This is a genomic window from Hydrogenophaga sp., assembly GCF_030656115.1.
In the GTDB taxonomy this organism is placed as follows: domain Bacteria; phylum Pseudomonadota; class Gammaproteobacteria; order Burkholderiales; family Burkholderiaceae_C; genus Hydrogenophaga.
The window spans coordinates 12,088-25,881 of record NZ_JAUSOO010000043.1; the positions used below are offsets into that span (position 1 = coordinate 12,088).

The following is a 13,794-nucleotide window of genomic DNA, read 5'->3' on the forward strand; positions in this document are numbered from 1 at the left end:
CCAATTTTTCAAACTATTTTTTGTAGATTTTCAGCAAAAAATCAATCCAAGAATATGATTCCGGCATGTTGATCGATTTTTCCATCACCAATTACCGGTCCATCCGCGAACGGCAGACGCTGAGCTTGGCGGCGTCGGCCTACTTCAAGGAGCTGGAGGAGCTGAACACATTCGACGCCGGCACGGGCGAAAAGGCGCCGCGCTTGCTGCGGTCGGCGGTGCTGTACGGGCCCAACGCCTCGGGCAAGAGCACGCTGATCCAGGCGCTGGATTTCATGCAGGACCGGGTGCTGCACTCGCAGAAGGAGAGCCAGGTTGGCGACGAGATCGACACCGTGCCGTTCAAGCTGAGCGCGGCTTCGCGGGCGGACGACAGCGAGTTCGAAATCGCCTTCGTGGAACGGGGGGTGCGCTACGAGTACGGCTTTCGCTGCAACCGCCAGCGCTTCACCGAGGAATGGCTGTACGCCTACCCGCAAGGGCGGGCGCAGAAGTGGTTCCACCGGGTGTTTGACGCCGAAGCGGGCAAGGACGCGTACAAATTCAGCAGCCTGTTTGAGGGTGACCGCAAGCGGCAGGACTGGAAAGACCTGACGCGCTCGAACGCGCTGTTCCTGTCCACCGCGATCCAGCTGAACAACGAGCAGCTGAGGCCGGTGTTTGACTGGTTTCAGCACCGGTTGAGGGTGGTGACGTCCACGGCCGACCTGAACACCTACTACACGGTGGATCTCTGCAAGACGCAGACAGAGAAGGCGAAGGTGGTGGCGTTCATGAACTCGGCCGACTTGTCGATTGCCGACATCCGCGTGAAGACCACGGACTTTTCGCCAGACGTGCTGCCGAAGACGATGTCGGCCACGCTGAAAGAGGACCTGATCCGCCGCATGAGCGGGAAGGCACTGACCACGCTCAAGTTCCTCCACAGCGATGCCCAGACGGGCGAACCCGTGGAGTTCGACGAAGACGAGGAATCCGACGGCACGATGGCGCTGTTTGCCTTTGCGGGCCCGTGGCTGGACGTGACCGAGAACGAGCGCGTGCTGGTGGTGGACGAACTGGACACCAGCCTGCACCCGCTGCTGGTGCAGCACCTGGTGAAGCTGCTGCACCACACGGGCTCCAAGGCGCAGCTGATCTTCACCACGCACGACACGACGCTGCTGAGCCAGAAACTGCTGCGGCGCGATCAGGTTTGGTTCATGGAGAAAGACGCGGCGCGTGCGACGCAGCTGTACCCGCTGTCGAAGTTCAGCACGCGCGAAAACGAGGCGGTGGAGCGTGGTTACCTGAACGGGCGCTACGGCAGCATTCCGTTCCTGAAGGACCTGGACTTCTATGGGGTCTGACAACCTGTTCCACAAACGCAAGGCGCGCAAGGCGGCGGAACTGGCGCGGGGTGCAGCCACACGGGCGCAGAGCCCGCGGGTGCTGATCGTGTGCGAGGGCGAGAAGACCGAGCCGCTGTACCTGAACGACCTGAAGGCGGACCTGCGCATCCGCCCGGCGGCGGTGAAGATCGCGCCGCACGACGGGTCGTCTCCCGACCGGGTGGTAGCCCACGGCCATGCTCTGTACGAGGAAGACGCCAGACAGGGCGACAGCTTTGACGCGGTGTATTTCGTGTTTGACCGTGACAAGCACCCCACCTATGCGGCAGCACTGCAGGCTTTGAACGACTGCAAGGCGGCGGGCAAGCCGTTCCATGCAGTGACCTCGATTCCGTGTTTTGAATACTGGCTGCTGCTGCACTTCGGCTTCACCGATCAACCGTTTGATGCGGCCGGCAAGAAGTCGGCGGCAGACCGGCTGATTGCCGAGCTGCGCACCAAGCCAGGCTTCAAGCAGTACGGCAAGGGCCAGAAGGGCATTTACGCCCTGCTCAAGGACAAGCTGCCCACGGCCATACAAGGCGCAGCGCTCGGGCTGAAGAACGCGGCAAAAACGGGCGAAGACAACCCGACGACCCGGATGCACGAACTGGTGGCGGCGCTGCAGGCACTTTCTGAAACATGAACGCTCGCACGAACGTTCAAACGGTTCTGCAGCAGACCATTCCACTTCGCAAATTTGATCTCCTGAAAGCAAATTACTCGGATTTGCTGAACGAACAGGCAGTTTCGCCCCCGCAGGATCAATTTTTTTGATGTGCCCGCCTCGCTGCCCGTGGGGTGCTCTGTGCCCGCTGCGACATGGCGAAAATCTGCCCTCATAAGATCAATTGTCACTTGATTGCTCAATAGTTAAGCTAAACTGACCCTCTAAGGTCAAAAAAATGGACATCACACCCGACACCCTGCCCGCGTTCGCCAAGCGCCTGATGACAGAGCGCAAGCGCCAGGGCTTGTCGCGCGTGCAGGCGGCGGCGGTGTGCAATGTGAGTACGTCGTTCATCCGCGACGCGGAGTCCGACCCGGGGCGCTGCTCACTGGCACGCTTGCAGCAACTGACCGGCGGGCTGGGGCTGACGTTGTCGGTCACGGGCTGGCAAGGCGCCGGACCGGCAGGGGGCGCTGACGACGCTGCGCCCGGGTCGCAACCGCTGAGCGGCGCATGATCCGCCTGCGCGTCTGGGCCAATGTCCGCCCGATGGGCTGGTTTGGCCATGCGGCAGGCGACTACTTTTTCGAGTACGACCCCCAGTGGATCGAGCAGTCGGGCGGGTTTGTGCTGGCGCCGCAGTTTCCGGTGCAAACCAAGCGCTTCACCGGCCAGGCGGTGCGTACGTTTTTCGAGAACCTGCTGCCCGAAGGCGAGGCGCTGGACGACATCGTCAGCGCCGTTCATCTGCGGGGGGCTTCGTCGTTCGAGGTGCTGGGCAGGCTGGGGGCCGAGTTGCCGGGTGTGCTGTCCCTGTTGCCCGAGGATGCGCGCCCGGACAAGCAGCAGGCATACCAGCCCCTGTCGTTTGCAACCCTGAGTCAGCGCCTGGCCGACCGGGGGCGCACGCCGTTGCTGGTGTCGAACGAGCAGGCGACGATGTCGCTGGCGGGTGCGCAAGACAAGATCGGCCTGCGCTTTGACAAGAAGAGCAAAAAACTGAGCGACAGCGTGGGGCACTCGCCCACCACGCACATTCTGAAACCCGATTCACGCCAACCGCGTTACCAGCCCAGTGCCATCAACGAATACGCCTGCATGAAGCTGGCACGGGCCTTGAAGCTGCCCGTGCCCGATGTGTGGCTGTTGCGCGTGCCCGAGTCGGTGTATGTGGTGGAGCGCTACGACCGACTGATGACAGCCGGCAACACCGTGGGGCTGCATCAGATCGACGGCTGTCAGTTGCTGGGCCACGGGCCGGGCTGGAAATACGAACGCATGGGCGGGCTGGTGAGCATTCCCAAGCTGGTGGCGGCGTTACGGGCCTTGCACCTGCGCGGCAGTGACCTCCTTCAGTTGCAGCGTTGGGTGATGTTCAACTACCTGATCGGCAATGCCGACGCACACGCCAAAAACCTGTCGGTGCTGCTCGACGAGAAGGGTTTTCGACTGGCGCCGTTCTACGACCTGTTGTGCGTGCGCGCCTATGGCGATACCGGGCTGGCGCTGTTCATTGGCGACGAAGACCACTTCGACGCGGTGGGCGCGCACTCGTGGGAAGCGCTGTGCGCAGACTGTGGCTTTGGTTTTGCACCGGTACTGCAAGAATTTCGCCGGATGGCGCAGGACTTACTGCCTACTTGGCACAAGGTGAGCGAACGCATCAGCAAGGAACCCAAGGTGACGGTTTCCGAGCAGGCCCTGCTGTCGCGCATGCAAGCCATCTTTGAACAGCACTGCGCCCACGCGCTGTCGATGACGGAACGCTGAACCAAGCTCTGGGAGGGACACACACATGAACCCATCGAACTTCGGCTTTCTGCAAACCGGCTGGCCCGAGCTGCTGGCCGAGGCGCAGCGCGCCGAAGCGGCCTGCCACGCGGACCCGCGCACGGCCTGCTTTTATGCACGGCGCACGCTGGAGCTGGCGGTGGCTTGGTTGTACCGGGCCGAGGGTGGTGCCGGTGGCGCGCTGCGCATGCCGTACCAGGCGGATTTGTCGGCGTTTCTGTTTGAACCGAGCTTCAAGCAGCTGGTGGGCCCGGCGCTGCACGCCAAGATGGATGTGATTCGCCGCCAAGGCAACAGCGCGGCGCACAGCACGCGGCCCATCAGCGGCGCGGACGCGCTGGCAGTGCTGCGCGAGCTGTTTCAGGTGGCGTTCTGGCTGGCGCGGCATTACGGGCGCCACGCGCTAGCGCGGCCCGAGCCGGCGTTGCAGTTCCGCGCCGAGCTGCTGCCCGCCGCTCAGCCGGCACAACCAGACACCGCCAAGACGCCAGCCGAGCTGCAGCGCCTGGCCACCGAGCTGGCCGAACGCGACGCGGCCCTGATTGCCGCGCAGCAGAAGAACGCGGCGCTGGACGCCGAACTGGCCCGCCTGCGCACCGAAGTGGCCACAGCCAAACAAGCCAACGAAGCGCAGCCCGACACACACGACTACACCGAGGCGCAAACGCGGGATTTGTACATCGACCTGCTGCTGAAGGAAGCGGGCTGGGCGCTGGACCAACCCCGCGACCGCGAATTTGAAGTGCGCGGCATGCCCAACAACCAGGGCGTGGGCTATGTGGACTACGTGCTGTGGGGCGACGACGGGCTGCCGCTGGCGGTGGTGGAGGCCAAGCGCACACGGCGCGATGCGCGCGCCGGCCAGCAGCAGGCCAAGCTGTATGCCGACTGCCTGGAACAGCAGTTGGGCCAGCGCCCGCTGATCTATTGCACCAACGGCTACGAGCATGTGTTGTGGGACGACACCCAGTACCCGCCGCGCACGGTGCAGGGTTTTCACAAGAAGGACGAGCTGCAATGGCTGGTGCAGCGGCGGCAAACACGCAAGCCGCTGGCGGCAATCGTCATCAACCCGACCATGGTGGAGCGCCATTACCAGCTGCGCGCCATTCGCCGCGTGGGTGAAACCTTTGAGGTGGACCGGCAGCGCAAGGCGCTGGTGGTGATGGCCACGGGCGCGGGCAAAACGCGCACGGTGATTGCGCTGGCCGACGTGCTGATGCGCGCGCACTGGGCCAAGCGGGTGCTGTTTCTGGCCGACCGGGTGGCGCTGGTGAGGCAGGCGGTGAACGCGTTCAAGGCGCATGTGCCCGAGGCGGTGCCGGTGAACCTGGTGACCGACAAAACCGCCGAGGGCCGGGTGTATGTGAGCACCTACCCGACCATGATGGGCCTGATCAACGAAGCGCGCGATGAAAAGAACGGGAGCCAGCGCCGCTTTGGCGTGGGGCATTTCGACCTGATCGTGGTGGACGAGGCGCACCGCTCCATTTACCAAAAATACCGCGCGATCTTTGGCTATTTCGACGCGCTGCTGGTGGGCCTGACGGCCACGCCCAAAGACGAGATTGACCGCAACACCTACGGCCTGTTTGGGCTGGAAGACGGGGTGCCGACCGATGCCTACGGGCTGGACGACGCGATTGCCGAGGGCTACCTGGTGCCGCCCAAAACGGTCTCGGTGCCACTGCGGTTTCAGCGCGAGGGCATTCGCTACGCCCAGTTGAGCGAGGCCGAGCGCGAGCAGTGGGACGCGCTGGAGTGGGACGAAGACGGCAACGTGCCCGACGAGGTGAACGCCGAAGCGGTGAACCAGTGGTTGTTCAACCAGGACACGGTGGACAAGGTGCTGCAAACGCTGATGACCCGGGGCCACAAGGTGGCGGGCGGCGACCGGCTGGGCAAGACCATTGTGTTTGCCAAGAACCACGCGCACGCTGAATTCATTGCCGAGCGTTTTGACGCCAACTACCCGCACCACAAAGGGCAGTTCGCGCGCGTGATCACGTTCAAGACCGACTATGCGCAGACCCTGATCGACGACTTTTCCGTGAAGGACAAGGCGCCTCACATTGCGATTTCGGTGGACATGCTGGACACCGGCATTGATGTGCCCGAGGTGGTGAACCTGGTGCTGTTCAAGATCGTGCGGTCCAAGGCGAAGTTTTGGCAGATGCTGGGGCGCGGCACGCGCTTGTGCAAAGACCTGTTTGGCCCGGGGCAAGACAAAGCCGACTTTCTGGTGTTCGACTTCTGCCAGAACCTGGAGTTTTTCAGCCAAAACCTGGAGGGCAGCGACGGCGCGCTGGCGCAGCCGCTGGGGCAACGCTTGTTCAACACGCGGCTGGCCTTGATTGGGGCGCTGGACGAACGGCTGGCCGCCACCGGCAAGCACGCGGGAGACGCCGACGCAGGCAGCGAGATTCGGCTGACCGAAGCCGGCCTGCGGCGCGACACGGCGAACCTGTTGCAGGCCATCGTGGCGGGCATGAGCCTGGACAATTTTGTGGTGCGGCCCCAGCGCCAGTGGGTGGAAACCTGGGCCGCGCCCGGCGCCTGGGCGCGGCCGAGCGGCGAGCAGTTGGTGGAGGTGGGCGTGCACCTCTCGGGCCTGCCCAGCGCGGTGCGCGACGAAGACGAAGACGCCAAGCGCTTCGATCTGCTGGTGCTGCGGCTGCAGCTGGGGGTGTTGAACGCAGAGCCGGGCTTTGGGCGGCTGGCGCAGAAAATGCGCGACCTCGCCGCCCGGTTGCTGGAGCTGGGCAACATTCCTGATGTGCGAAAGCACGCGGTGCTGCTGGAGGCGGTGGCGGGCGAGGCCTGGTGGGTGGACGTGACGCTGCCCATGCTGGAGCAGGCGCGGCGCCACCTGCGGGGCTTGATCAAGCTGATCGACAAGACCGGCCGCAAGCAGCTCTACACCGACTTTGAAGACCACCTGGGCGAGCTTTCCGAGGTGGTGTTGCCGCTGGGCGGCAGCGCGGGCGACTTTGAGCGCTTTCGCACCAAGGTGCGCGCTTTTCTGCGCGCACACGAAGACCACATGGCCCTGCACAAACTGCGCCGCAACCTGCCGCTCACACCCGCCGACCTGGCCGAGCTGGACCGCATGTTGGCCGCCAGCGGCACCGGCACCGCGCAAGAGTTCGAGCGCGCCGCCACCGAATCGCACGGGCTGGGCCTGTTTGTGCGCTCGCTGGTGGGGCTGGACCGGCAAGCCGCCACCGAGGCGCTGGGCGGTTTTCTGCAAGACAAGACGCTGGGCAGCAACCAGATGGAGTTTCTGAACCTGGTGGTGAACCACCTGACGGAGCGCGGCGTGGTGAACCCTGCCCTGCTCTACGAGCCACCGTTTACCGGCTACGCGCCGCAAGGGCCAGACGGCCTGTTCACCAGCGCGCAGGTGGACCAGCTGTTTCAGACGCTGCACCGCATCAGGGCAACCGCCCTGGCGGCCTGATGCCCCCGGTTTTCCCCCGGTTCTTTACCAGAACTTCACCCAACGATCACGCTCGGTTGTGTGTGCTTGCGCACAATGGAGGCGCTGCATACAACGTATGCTGAATGAACACCATGAAACCCACCTTGACCTTCACACCACCGCCTCACCGGCCCGGTCTGGCCCTGGCACTGCTGGCCAGCGTGCTGCTGTCGGCCTGTGCCAGCCTGGCGCTGCCCGGTGCCGCCTTGCCTGAAACCCCCACGCCTGCGGCGTGGTCTGGCGCGGCCACACCCGCGGCAACCGGGCAAACCACCACCGATCTGGCGCGCTGGTGGCAGCGCTTCAACGACCCCACGCTCACCGCGCTGGTGACCGAAGCCCTGCAAGCCAACACCAGTGTCAAGAGCGCGCAGGCAGCGCTGCTGCAGGCGCGTGCGCAGCGCGATGTGCAGCAAGCGGGCATGGGGCCTTCGGTGAGCGCCTCGGGCTCGGCGCGGCGCGGCAAGTCGGGGGGCAACGACGCCAGCAACAGCTTTCAAACCGGGTTTGACGCCAGTTGGGAGCCCGATGTGTTTGGTGGCAACCGCGCCGCGCTGAACGCGAGCGAGGCCGATGTGCAAGCGTCCGCCACCAGCCTGGCCAACGTGCAGGTGAGTCTGGCGGCCGAGGTGGCGGTCACCACCATTGAGCTGCGCGGCCTGCAGACGCGGCTGGCGATTGCCCGCCGCAACCTGACCGCACAAACCGAGACCCTGCAGATCACGCGCTGGCGCGGCCAGGCGGGCTTGGCATCGTCGCTCGACGTGGAGCAGGCCGTGGCCGCCAGCGAGCAAACAGCGGCCCAAATCCCGGCGCTGCAAACCAGCATCACCCAGGCGCTGAACAGCCTGGCGGTGTTGACCGGCCAAGCCCCGGGCGCGCTGCAAGACCGGCTGGCCACCGCCGCGCCGGTGCCGCAAGCCCCGGCCGACTTGGCCCTGGCCCTGCCGGCCGACACGCTGCGCCAGCGCCCCGATGTGCGCACCGCCGAGTACCGCGTGAGTGCGGCACTGGCCCGCGTGGCACAGGCCGACGCGGCGCGCTACCCCAGCTTTCGGCTCAGCGGCTCGCTGGGCCTGAGCGCGCTCACGCTGGGCGCGCTGACCAACGGCGCGTCGGTGGCCAATTCGTTGCTGGCCAGCGTGTCGGTGCCGCTGCTGGACGGCGGCGCTGCCCGCGCCCAGGTGCGATCGCAAGAAGCCGCGCTGGAGCAGGCCCGCCTGGGTTACCAGGCTGCGGTGCTCACCGCGCTGAAAGACGTGGAAGACGCGCTGGTGTCGCTGCAAGGCAACCGCGAACGCCTGGCCCGACTGCAGGCCGCCAGCGAGGCGGCGGCCAACGCCGAGCTGCTGGCGCGCCAGCGCTACGAAAGCGGCTTGATCGACTTCCGCACCGTGCTCGACACCCAGCGCACCCTGCTGTCCACCCAGGACAGCGTGGCCAGCACCCAGGCCAGCCTGAGCGCCGACATGGTGCGCTTGTACAAAACGCTGGGCGGTGGCTGGGCCGGCCCCGGCGACACCGATACCGCCGCCACGACCGCCGCCGCCCACGCACGCCCTGCTGACGGCCTCACATCCAGCCCCCTCACCGACCGCTGAGCCCGCCACTGAGCCCGCCGAACCCCACACCGCTTTTTGCCCCATGACCACCCCGAACACCCCAGCCCCCACCCCGGCCGCACCGAACAAAACGGCGGCCAACCTCAACACCTTGCTGGGCGACGACAAGCCTGCGCGCTGGTGGCAGCGCTCGTCGCTCTGGCTGAGCGTGGCTGCCGCGCTGGTGGCCGCGGGCGGCTTTTATTACTGGCAGGCGCAAAAACAAACCAGCGCCGCGCCGGTGTACGTGACCGAAGCCCTGCGCAAGGGCAACCTCACGCTCACCGTGTCGGCCAACGGCACGCTGCAGCCCACGCGGGCGGTGAACATTGGCAGCGAGCTGTCGGGCACGGTCAAGCGCGTGCTGGTGGACGTGAACGACCGCATCAAAACCGGCCAGGTGCTGGTGGAGCTGGACACCGCCAAGCTCAACGACCAGGTGCTGCGTTCGCGCGCAGCGTTGGCGGCGTCGCAGGCCCAGCTGGCCCAGGCCGGTGCCACGGTGAAAGAAACACAGGCCAGCCTGGCGCGTTTCGAAGAAGTGGCCCGGCTCTCGGGCGGTAAGGTGCCTTCAGCCACCGAGCTGGACACCGCCCGCGCCGCCGTGGAACGCGCCGTGGCCGCCGAGGCCAGCGCCCGCGCCAACGTGGCCAGCGCCCGCGCCACGCTCGCCACCGACGAGACCAACCTGTCCAAAGCCTCTATCCGCTCGCCCATTGACGGCGTGGTGCTCTCGCGCTCGGTCGACCCGGGCAACGCCGTGGCCGCTTCGCTGCAGGCCGTCACGCTGTTTTCGGTGGCCGAAAACCTGTCGCAGCTGCGGCTGGAAGTGAGCGTGGACGAGGCCGACGTGGGCTCGGTGAAAACCGGCCAGAAAGCCAGCTTCACCGTGAGCGCCTACCCGTCGCGGCGCTACCCGGCCACCATCAACCGCGTGGCCTTTGGATCCACCAAAACGGACAACGTGGTGACCTACGTGACCACCCTCGACGTGGACAACAGCGACCTGAGCCTGCGCCCGGGCATGACGGCAGCGGCCACCATCGTGGCCACCGAACGCAACGGCGTGCTGCTGGTGCCCAACACGGCGCTGCGCTTCACGCCCGCCACCACGGACGCCAGCGCGGCCCGATCGGGCTCGGGCTCCAACGTGCTGTCCACGCTCATGCCGCGCATGCCCCGCAGCACCACCCAGCGCAAAGCCACCGAAACCAACGGCAACGCACCGGGCATGCGGCAAATTTGGGTGCTCAAAGACGGTCAGCCCGTGGCGCAGGCGGTGCAAACCGGCATCAGCGATGGCCGCAACACCGAAGTGCGTGGTGAGGGCTTGAGCGAGGGCATGGCCGTCATCACCGACCAACGCACTGCGGGCACCGCAGGCACGGCACCATGAGTGGCGCCAACCCACCGCTGATCCGCTTGCGCGGGGTCACCAAGGTGTACGGCGAAGGCGGCACCGCGTTTCAGGCCCTCAAGGGCGTGGACCTGGACATTGAGGCCGGCGACTTTGTGGCCATCATGGGCCCCAGTGGCTCGGGCAAGTCCACCGCCATGAACACCCTGGGCTGCCTGGACACGCCCACCACCGGCACCTACGAATTTCAGGGCGTGCAGGTGCAGTCGCTCAGCCGCGACCAGCGCGCCCGCCTGCGCCGGCGCTACCTGGGCTTCGTGTTCCAGGGCTTCAACCTGCTGGCGCGCACCTCGGCCCAGGAAAACGTGGAACTGCCGCTCATTTACCGGGGTGAGCCCGCCGCCGCGCGCCATGCTGCCGCCGCGCGCGCGCTGGCCTCGGTGGGTCTCAAAGGCTGGGAACACCACACGCCGGCCGAGCTCTCGGGTGGGCAGCAGCAGCGCGTGGCCATCGCGCGCGCCATCGTCACCCAGCCCGCCGTGCTGCTGGCCGACGAGCCCACCGGCAACCTGGACACGCAGCGCAGCAAAGAAATCATGGAACTGATCTGGCGCCTGAACGCCGACCACGGCATCACCGTGCTGATGGTCACCCACGAGGCCGATATGGCCGCCTACGCCAAACGCATCGTGCGCTTTGTGGACGGTGTGGTGGCCAGCGATGAACGCAACCCCGATCCGGTGGGACTGCGGGTCGGGCACGAAACCACCGCCATGGGAGCAGGCTGACCATGTGGCTCAACACCCTTTTGCTGGCGCTGCGCTCCATTCGGCGCAACCTCATGCGCTCGTTCCTCACCATCCTGGGCATCGTCATCGGCGTCAGTGCCGTCATCACCATGGTGACGCTGGGCAACGGTGCCACCATGGCCATTCAAAACCAGATTTCGGGTCTGGGCACCAACCTGCTGCAGGTGCGCCCCGGGCAGCGCATGGGACCGGGCGGCAGTGGTGCCAGCGCACCCGCCTTCAAAGACACCGATGCCGACGCCATTGCCAGCCAGATCGGCGGCATTGTGGCCGTGGCACCCGAAGCACGCACCGGCTCCACCGTGGTGGCCAACGGCCGCAACTGGACCAGCAGCATCATCGGCAGCACCAACGAATGGCTGATCACCGGCAACTGGAAGCTCAGCGAGGGCCGCAATTTCAGCGACGACGAACTGCGCGCCGGCTCGGCCGTGTGCATCATCGGTGAAACCGTGCGGCGCGAGCTGTACGGCCAGCGCACGGCGCTGGGCGACCAGCTGCGGGTGAAACAGATCTCGTGCGAAGTCATCGGCATCTTGACCTCCAAAGGCCAGGGCGCCTTTGGCAACGACCAGGACGACATGGTGCTGGTGCCCATCAAGACCCTGCAGCGCCGCCTGACCGGCAACACCCGTGTCAACACCCTGCTGGTGTCCATGGCCGACGGCAGCGACGCCAACCGCGTCAAAGCCGGCATCACCCAGCTGCTGCGCGAGCGCCGCAAACTGGCCGACACCGACGAAGACAACTTCAACGTGCTCGACACCAAGCAGCTGGCCGAAACCCTCTCAGGCACCACCAAGGTGCTGACCACGCTGCTGGGCGCCGTGGCCGCGGTGAGCCTGCTGGTGGGCGGCATCGGCATCATGAACATCATGCTGGTGAGCGTGACCGAACGCACCCGAGAGATTGGCCTGCGCCTGGCCATTGGCGCGCTGGAGCGCGAGGTGCTGCTGCAGTTCCTGATTGAAGCGGTGGTGCTGGCCGCGCTGGGTGGGCTCATCGGCATCGTGCTGGCCACCGCAGCATCCATCGGCCTGTCCGCACTGATGAACGTGCCTTATGTGTTCAACCCGGGGGTGAACCTGCTGAGCTTCGTGTTTTCAGCCGGCATCGGCGTGCTGTTCGGCTACTTTCCAGCGCGCCGCGCCGCGCGGCTGGACCCGATTGACGCGCTGCGGCACGAGTGAACCTGCGGTGAATGGGCGCCTTCTCCCGCGGAGGGAGGGCTGGGATGGGCGACATGGAAGCCCACGTTGTCCCATGCCGCTTGGGCAGTGCCGGTTTGCGCTGCTGCGGTAGGTTGTTCACAGCATTTGGCGGCCTCTATCGCGCGGATCTTCCAGCCATGGTCCAGTCGCTGAATTTTCGGCCAGCCCGGCTTGGCTGCGTTCAACCGGGAAACGGCAGTTGACCGCGCCCTAACCGCTGGAAAGGCTGGTGAATGCTGAGAATTTTGCCCACGAGCCAGCTCCCCTTGTGGAGGGACGCGCTTGCACCCCGATTGAGCCGCCAGACGCGCGCGGGCGGCGTTGCTCCTCCTGGCGGGCCGTAGCCCGCTGCGTCGTCGCGCCTTGCCAGCCCACCCGGACCTGTCGAACTGCCGTTTCCAGGTTAAAACAACGACCGTCAGCTACCGAACTTAGCGGAAATTTTTCGTCTTCGTATCCACAATCCGATTGTGCGAAAGGCATGACTTGCACTCGATAAGAGCATACAACGCTTGTCCCAATAACGAGAGAAATGCTAAGGTTCAAACATGTCTTCGCCAGATTTCAACTTACTCGTTACCCTGGACGTGTTGCTCGCAGAGGGCAATGTGGCACGAGCTGCGCAACGGTTGAAATTGAGCCCGTCTGCGATGAGCCGATCTCTGGCCCGGTTGCGTCGCACGACGGGAGACCCGTTGCTGGTGAGGGCTGGACGCGGCCTCGTTCCCACGCCTCGAGCTCTCCAGCTGCGTGAGCAAGTTGGACAACTCGTTCAGGATGCCCGTGCTGTTCTGCGTCCTGCTGAAAAACTGGACCTCATGCAGCTAGGCAGAACATTTGCCCTACGCGTCAGTGACGGATTTGCCGAAAACTTTGGCCCCACACTCGTCGCACGCGTCAGCGCACAGGCTCCTGGCGTGCGGATTCGCTTTGTCCCCAAACAGGACAAGGGCAGCACGTCACTTCGGGATGGAACCGTTGACCTGGAGACGGGTGTTATCGGCGATCTGACGGGACCCGAGGTGCGCACGCGTGCTCTTTTTCGAGACCGGTTCATTGGTGTCGTGCATAAGGACCACCCCCTTAGCAAGCGAAGCATCACCGCGAAGCGGTATGCGAGCGGGAAGCATGTCCTCGTTTCGCGAAGCGGTCTGGACAAGGGAGTGCTGGACGAGGCGTTAAAGCTGCTTGGCCTTGAGCGAGATATTGTGACCCTCGTTGGAGGCTTTTCCAGTGCGCTGGCCTTTGCTCGATCGTCAGACCTCATCGCCACCGTTCCAGAGCGGCATACGGGAAACCTCCGTGCGGACATGTTCAGTTTTCCTCTGCCCGTGCCCACGCCAGAAATCACGGTTTCCATGCTTTGGCACCCGCGGATGGATGCCGATACGGCACATCGCTGGTTTCGTGGATGCCTTCTTGACGTCTGTACCGAACAGCTGGGAGATGTGTCGAAGTGGTGACCTCACAGGGACCATATGGAAGAACTCCTCGGCCCACTGAG

11 protein-coding genes are annotated in these 13,794 nt (G+C 65.2%); all 11 read left to right on the forward strand.

Features of this window, described 5'->3' with window-relative positions; all coding sequences use genetic code 11:
* The first annotated feature begins 65 nt into the window (after positions 1-65).
* Positions 66-1,349: an ATP-binding protein gene (locus tag Q7J58_RS05780; protein WP_304824706.1), complete on the forward strand. Its 1,284-nt coding sequence runs from the start codon at positions 66-68 to the stop codon at positions 1,347-1,349.
* Entirely contained in the window at positions 1,339-2,016 is a 678-nt protein-coding gene (locus tag Q7J58_RS05785; protein ID WP_304824708.1) for an RloB family protein, read from the forward strand. Before Q7J58_RS05780 ends, Q7J58_RS05785 begins: the two co-directional genes overlap by 11 nt.
* A complete protein-coding gene (locus tag Q7J58_RS05790; RefSeq protein WP_304824711.1) occupies positions 2,013-2,147 on the forward strand; it encodes a hypothetical protein in 135 nt (44 codons plus the stop codon). The genes Q7J58_RS05785 and Q7J58_RS05790 overlap by 4 nt, the downstream gene beginning before the upstream one ends.
* A gap of 128 nt (positions 2,148-2,275) precedes the next feature.
* Positions 2,276-2,557: a helix-turn-helix transcriptional regulator gene (locus Q7J58_RS05795; protein WP_304824714.1), complete on the forward strand. Its 282-nt coding sequence runs from the start codon at positions 2,276-2,278 to the stop codon at positions 2,555-2,557.
* The gene (locus tag Q7J58_RS05800; RefSeq protein WP_304824717.1) at positions 2,554-3,810 is read left to right on the forward strand and encodes a HipA domain-containing protein; all 1,257 of its coding nucleotides are present in this window, start codon (positions 2,554-2,556) and stop codon (positions 3,808-3,810) included. Before Q7J58_RS05795 ends, Q7J58_RS05800 begins: the two co-directional genes overlap by 4 nt.
* Before the next feature lie 25 nt (positions 3,811-3,835).
* On the forward strand, positions 3,836-7,291 hold the full coding sequence (locus Q7J58_RS05805) for a DEAD/DEAH box helicase family protein (protein ID WP_304824720.1): 3,456 nt from the start codon (positions 3,836-3,838) through the stop codon (positions 7,289-7,291).
* 113 nt (positions 7,292-7,404) lie between these two features.
* Positions 7,405-8,913, forward strand: a complete 1,509-nt coding sequence (locus Q7J58_RS05810; RefSeq protein WP_304824723.1) for an efflux transporter outer membrane subunit — start codon at positions 7,405-7,407, stop codon at positions 8,911-8,913.
* 43 nt (positions 8,914-8,956) lie between these two features.
* Complete coding sequence (locus Q7J58_RS05815) at positions 8,957-10,309, forward strand: efflux RND transporter periplasmic adaptor subunit (RefSeq protein WP_304824726.1); 1,353 nt, start codon at positions 8,957-8,959, stop codon at positions 10,307-10,309.
* The gene (locus tag Q7J58_RS05820) at positions 10,306-11,058 is read left to right on the forward strand and encodes an ABC transporter ATP-binding protein (protein ID WP_304824729.1); all 753 of its coding nucleotides are present in this window, start codon (positions 10,306-10,308) and stop codon (positions 11,056-11,058) included. The genes Q7J58_RS05815 and Q7J58_RS05820 overlap by 4 nt, the downstream gene beginning before the upstream one ends.
* A gap of 2 nt (positions 11,059-11,060) precedes the next feature.
* Positions 11,061-12,269 (forward strand): ABC transporter permease, encoded by a 1,209-nt coding sequence (locus Q7J58_RS05825; protein WP_304824732.1) that lies wholly within the window; start codon positions 11,061-11,063, stop codon positions 12,267-12,269.
* A gap of 569 nt (positions 12,270-12,838) precedes the next feature.
* Positions 12,839-13,753, forward strand: coding sequence for a LysR family transcriptional regulator (locus Q7J58_RS05830; protein WP_304824735.1), 915 nt, complete (start codon positions 12,839-12,841; stop codon positions 13,751-13,753).
* Positions 13,754-13,794: the final 41 nt, after the last annotated feature.

Bases quoted from the DNA above. Each gene is read 5' to 3' on its own strand.
- Q7J58_RS05780 (WP_304824706.1), top strand. From the start codon at position 66: ATGTTGATCGATTTTTCCATCACCAATTACCGGTCCATCCGCGAACGG.
- Q7J58_RS05785 (WP_304824708.1), top strand. From the start codon at position 1,339: ATGGGGTCTGACAACCTGTTCCACAAACGCAAGGCGCGCAAGGCGGCG.
- Q7J58_RS05790 (WP_304824711.1), top strand. From the start codon at position 2,013: ATGAACGCTCGCACGAACGTTCAAACGGTTCTGCAGCAGACCATTCCA.
- Q7J58_RS05795 (WP_304824714.1), top strand. From the start codon at position 2,276: ATGGACATCACACCCGACACCCTGCCCGCGTTCGCCAAGCGCCTGATG.
- Q7J58_RS05800 (WP_304824717.1), top strand. From the start codon at position 2,554: ATGATCCGCCTGCGCGTCTGGGCCAATGTCCGCCCGATGGGCTGGTTT.
- Q7J58_RS05805 (WP_304824720.1), top strand. From the start codon at position 3,836: ATGAACCCATCGAACTTCGGCTTTCTGCAAACCGGCTGGCCCGAGCTG.
- Q7J58_RS05810 (WP_304824723.1), top strand. From the start codon at position 7,405: ATGAAACCCACCTTGACCTTCACACCACCGCCTCACCGGCCCGGTCTG.
- Q7J58_RS05815 (WP_304824726.1), top strand. From the start codon at position 8,957: ATGACCACCCCGAACACCCCAGCCCCCACCCCGGCCGCACCGAACAAA.
- Q7J58_RS05820 (WP_304824729.1), top strand. From the start codon at position 10,306: ATGAGTGGCGCCAACCCACCGCTGATCCGCTTGCGCGGGGTCACCAAG.
- Q7J58_RS05825 (WP_304824732.1), top strand. From the start codon at position 11,061: ATGTGGCTCAACACCCTTTTGCTGGCGCTGCGCTCCATTCGGCGCAAC.
- Q7J58_RS05830 (WP_304824735.1), top strand. From the start codon at position 12,839: ATGTCTTCGCCAGATTTCAACTTACTCGTTACCCTGGACGTGTTGCTC.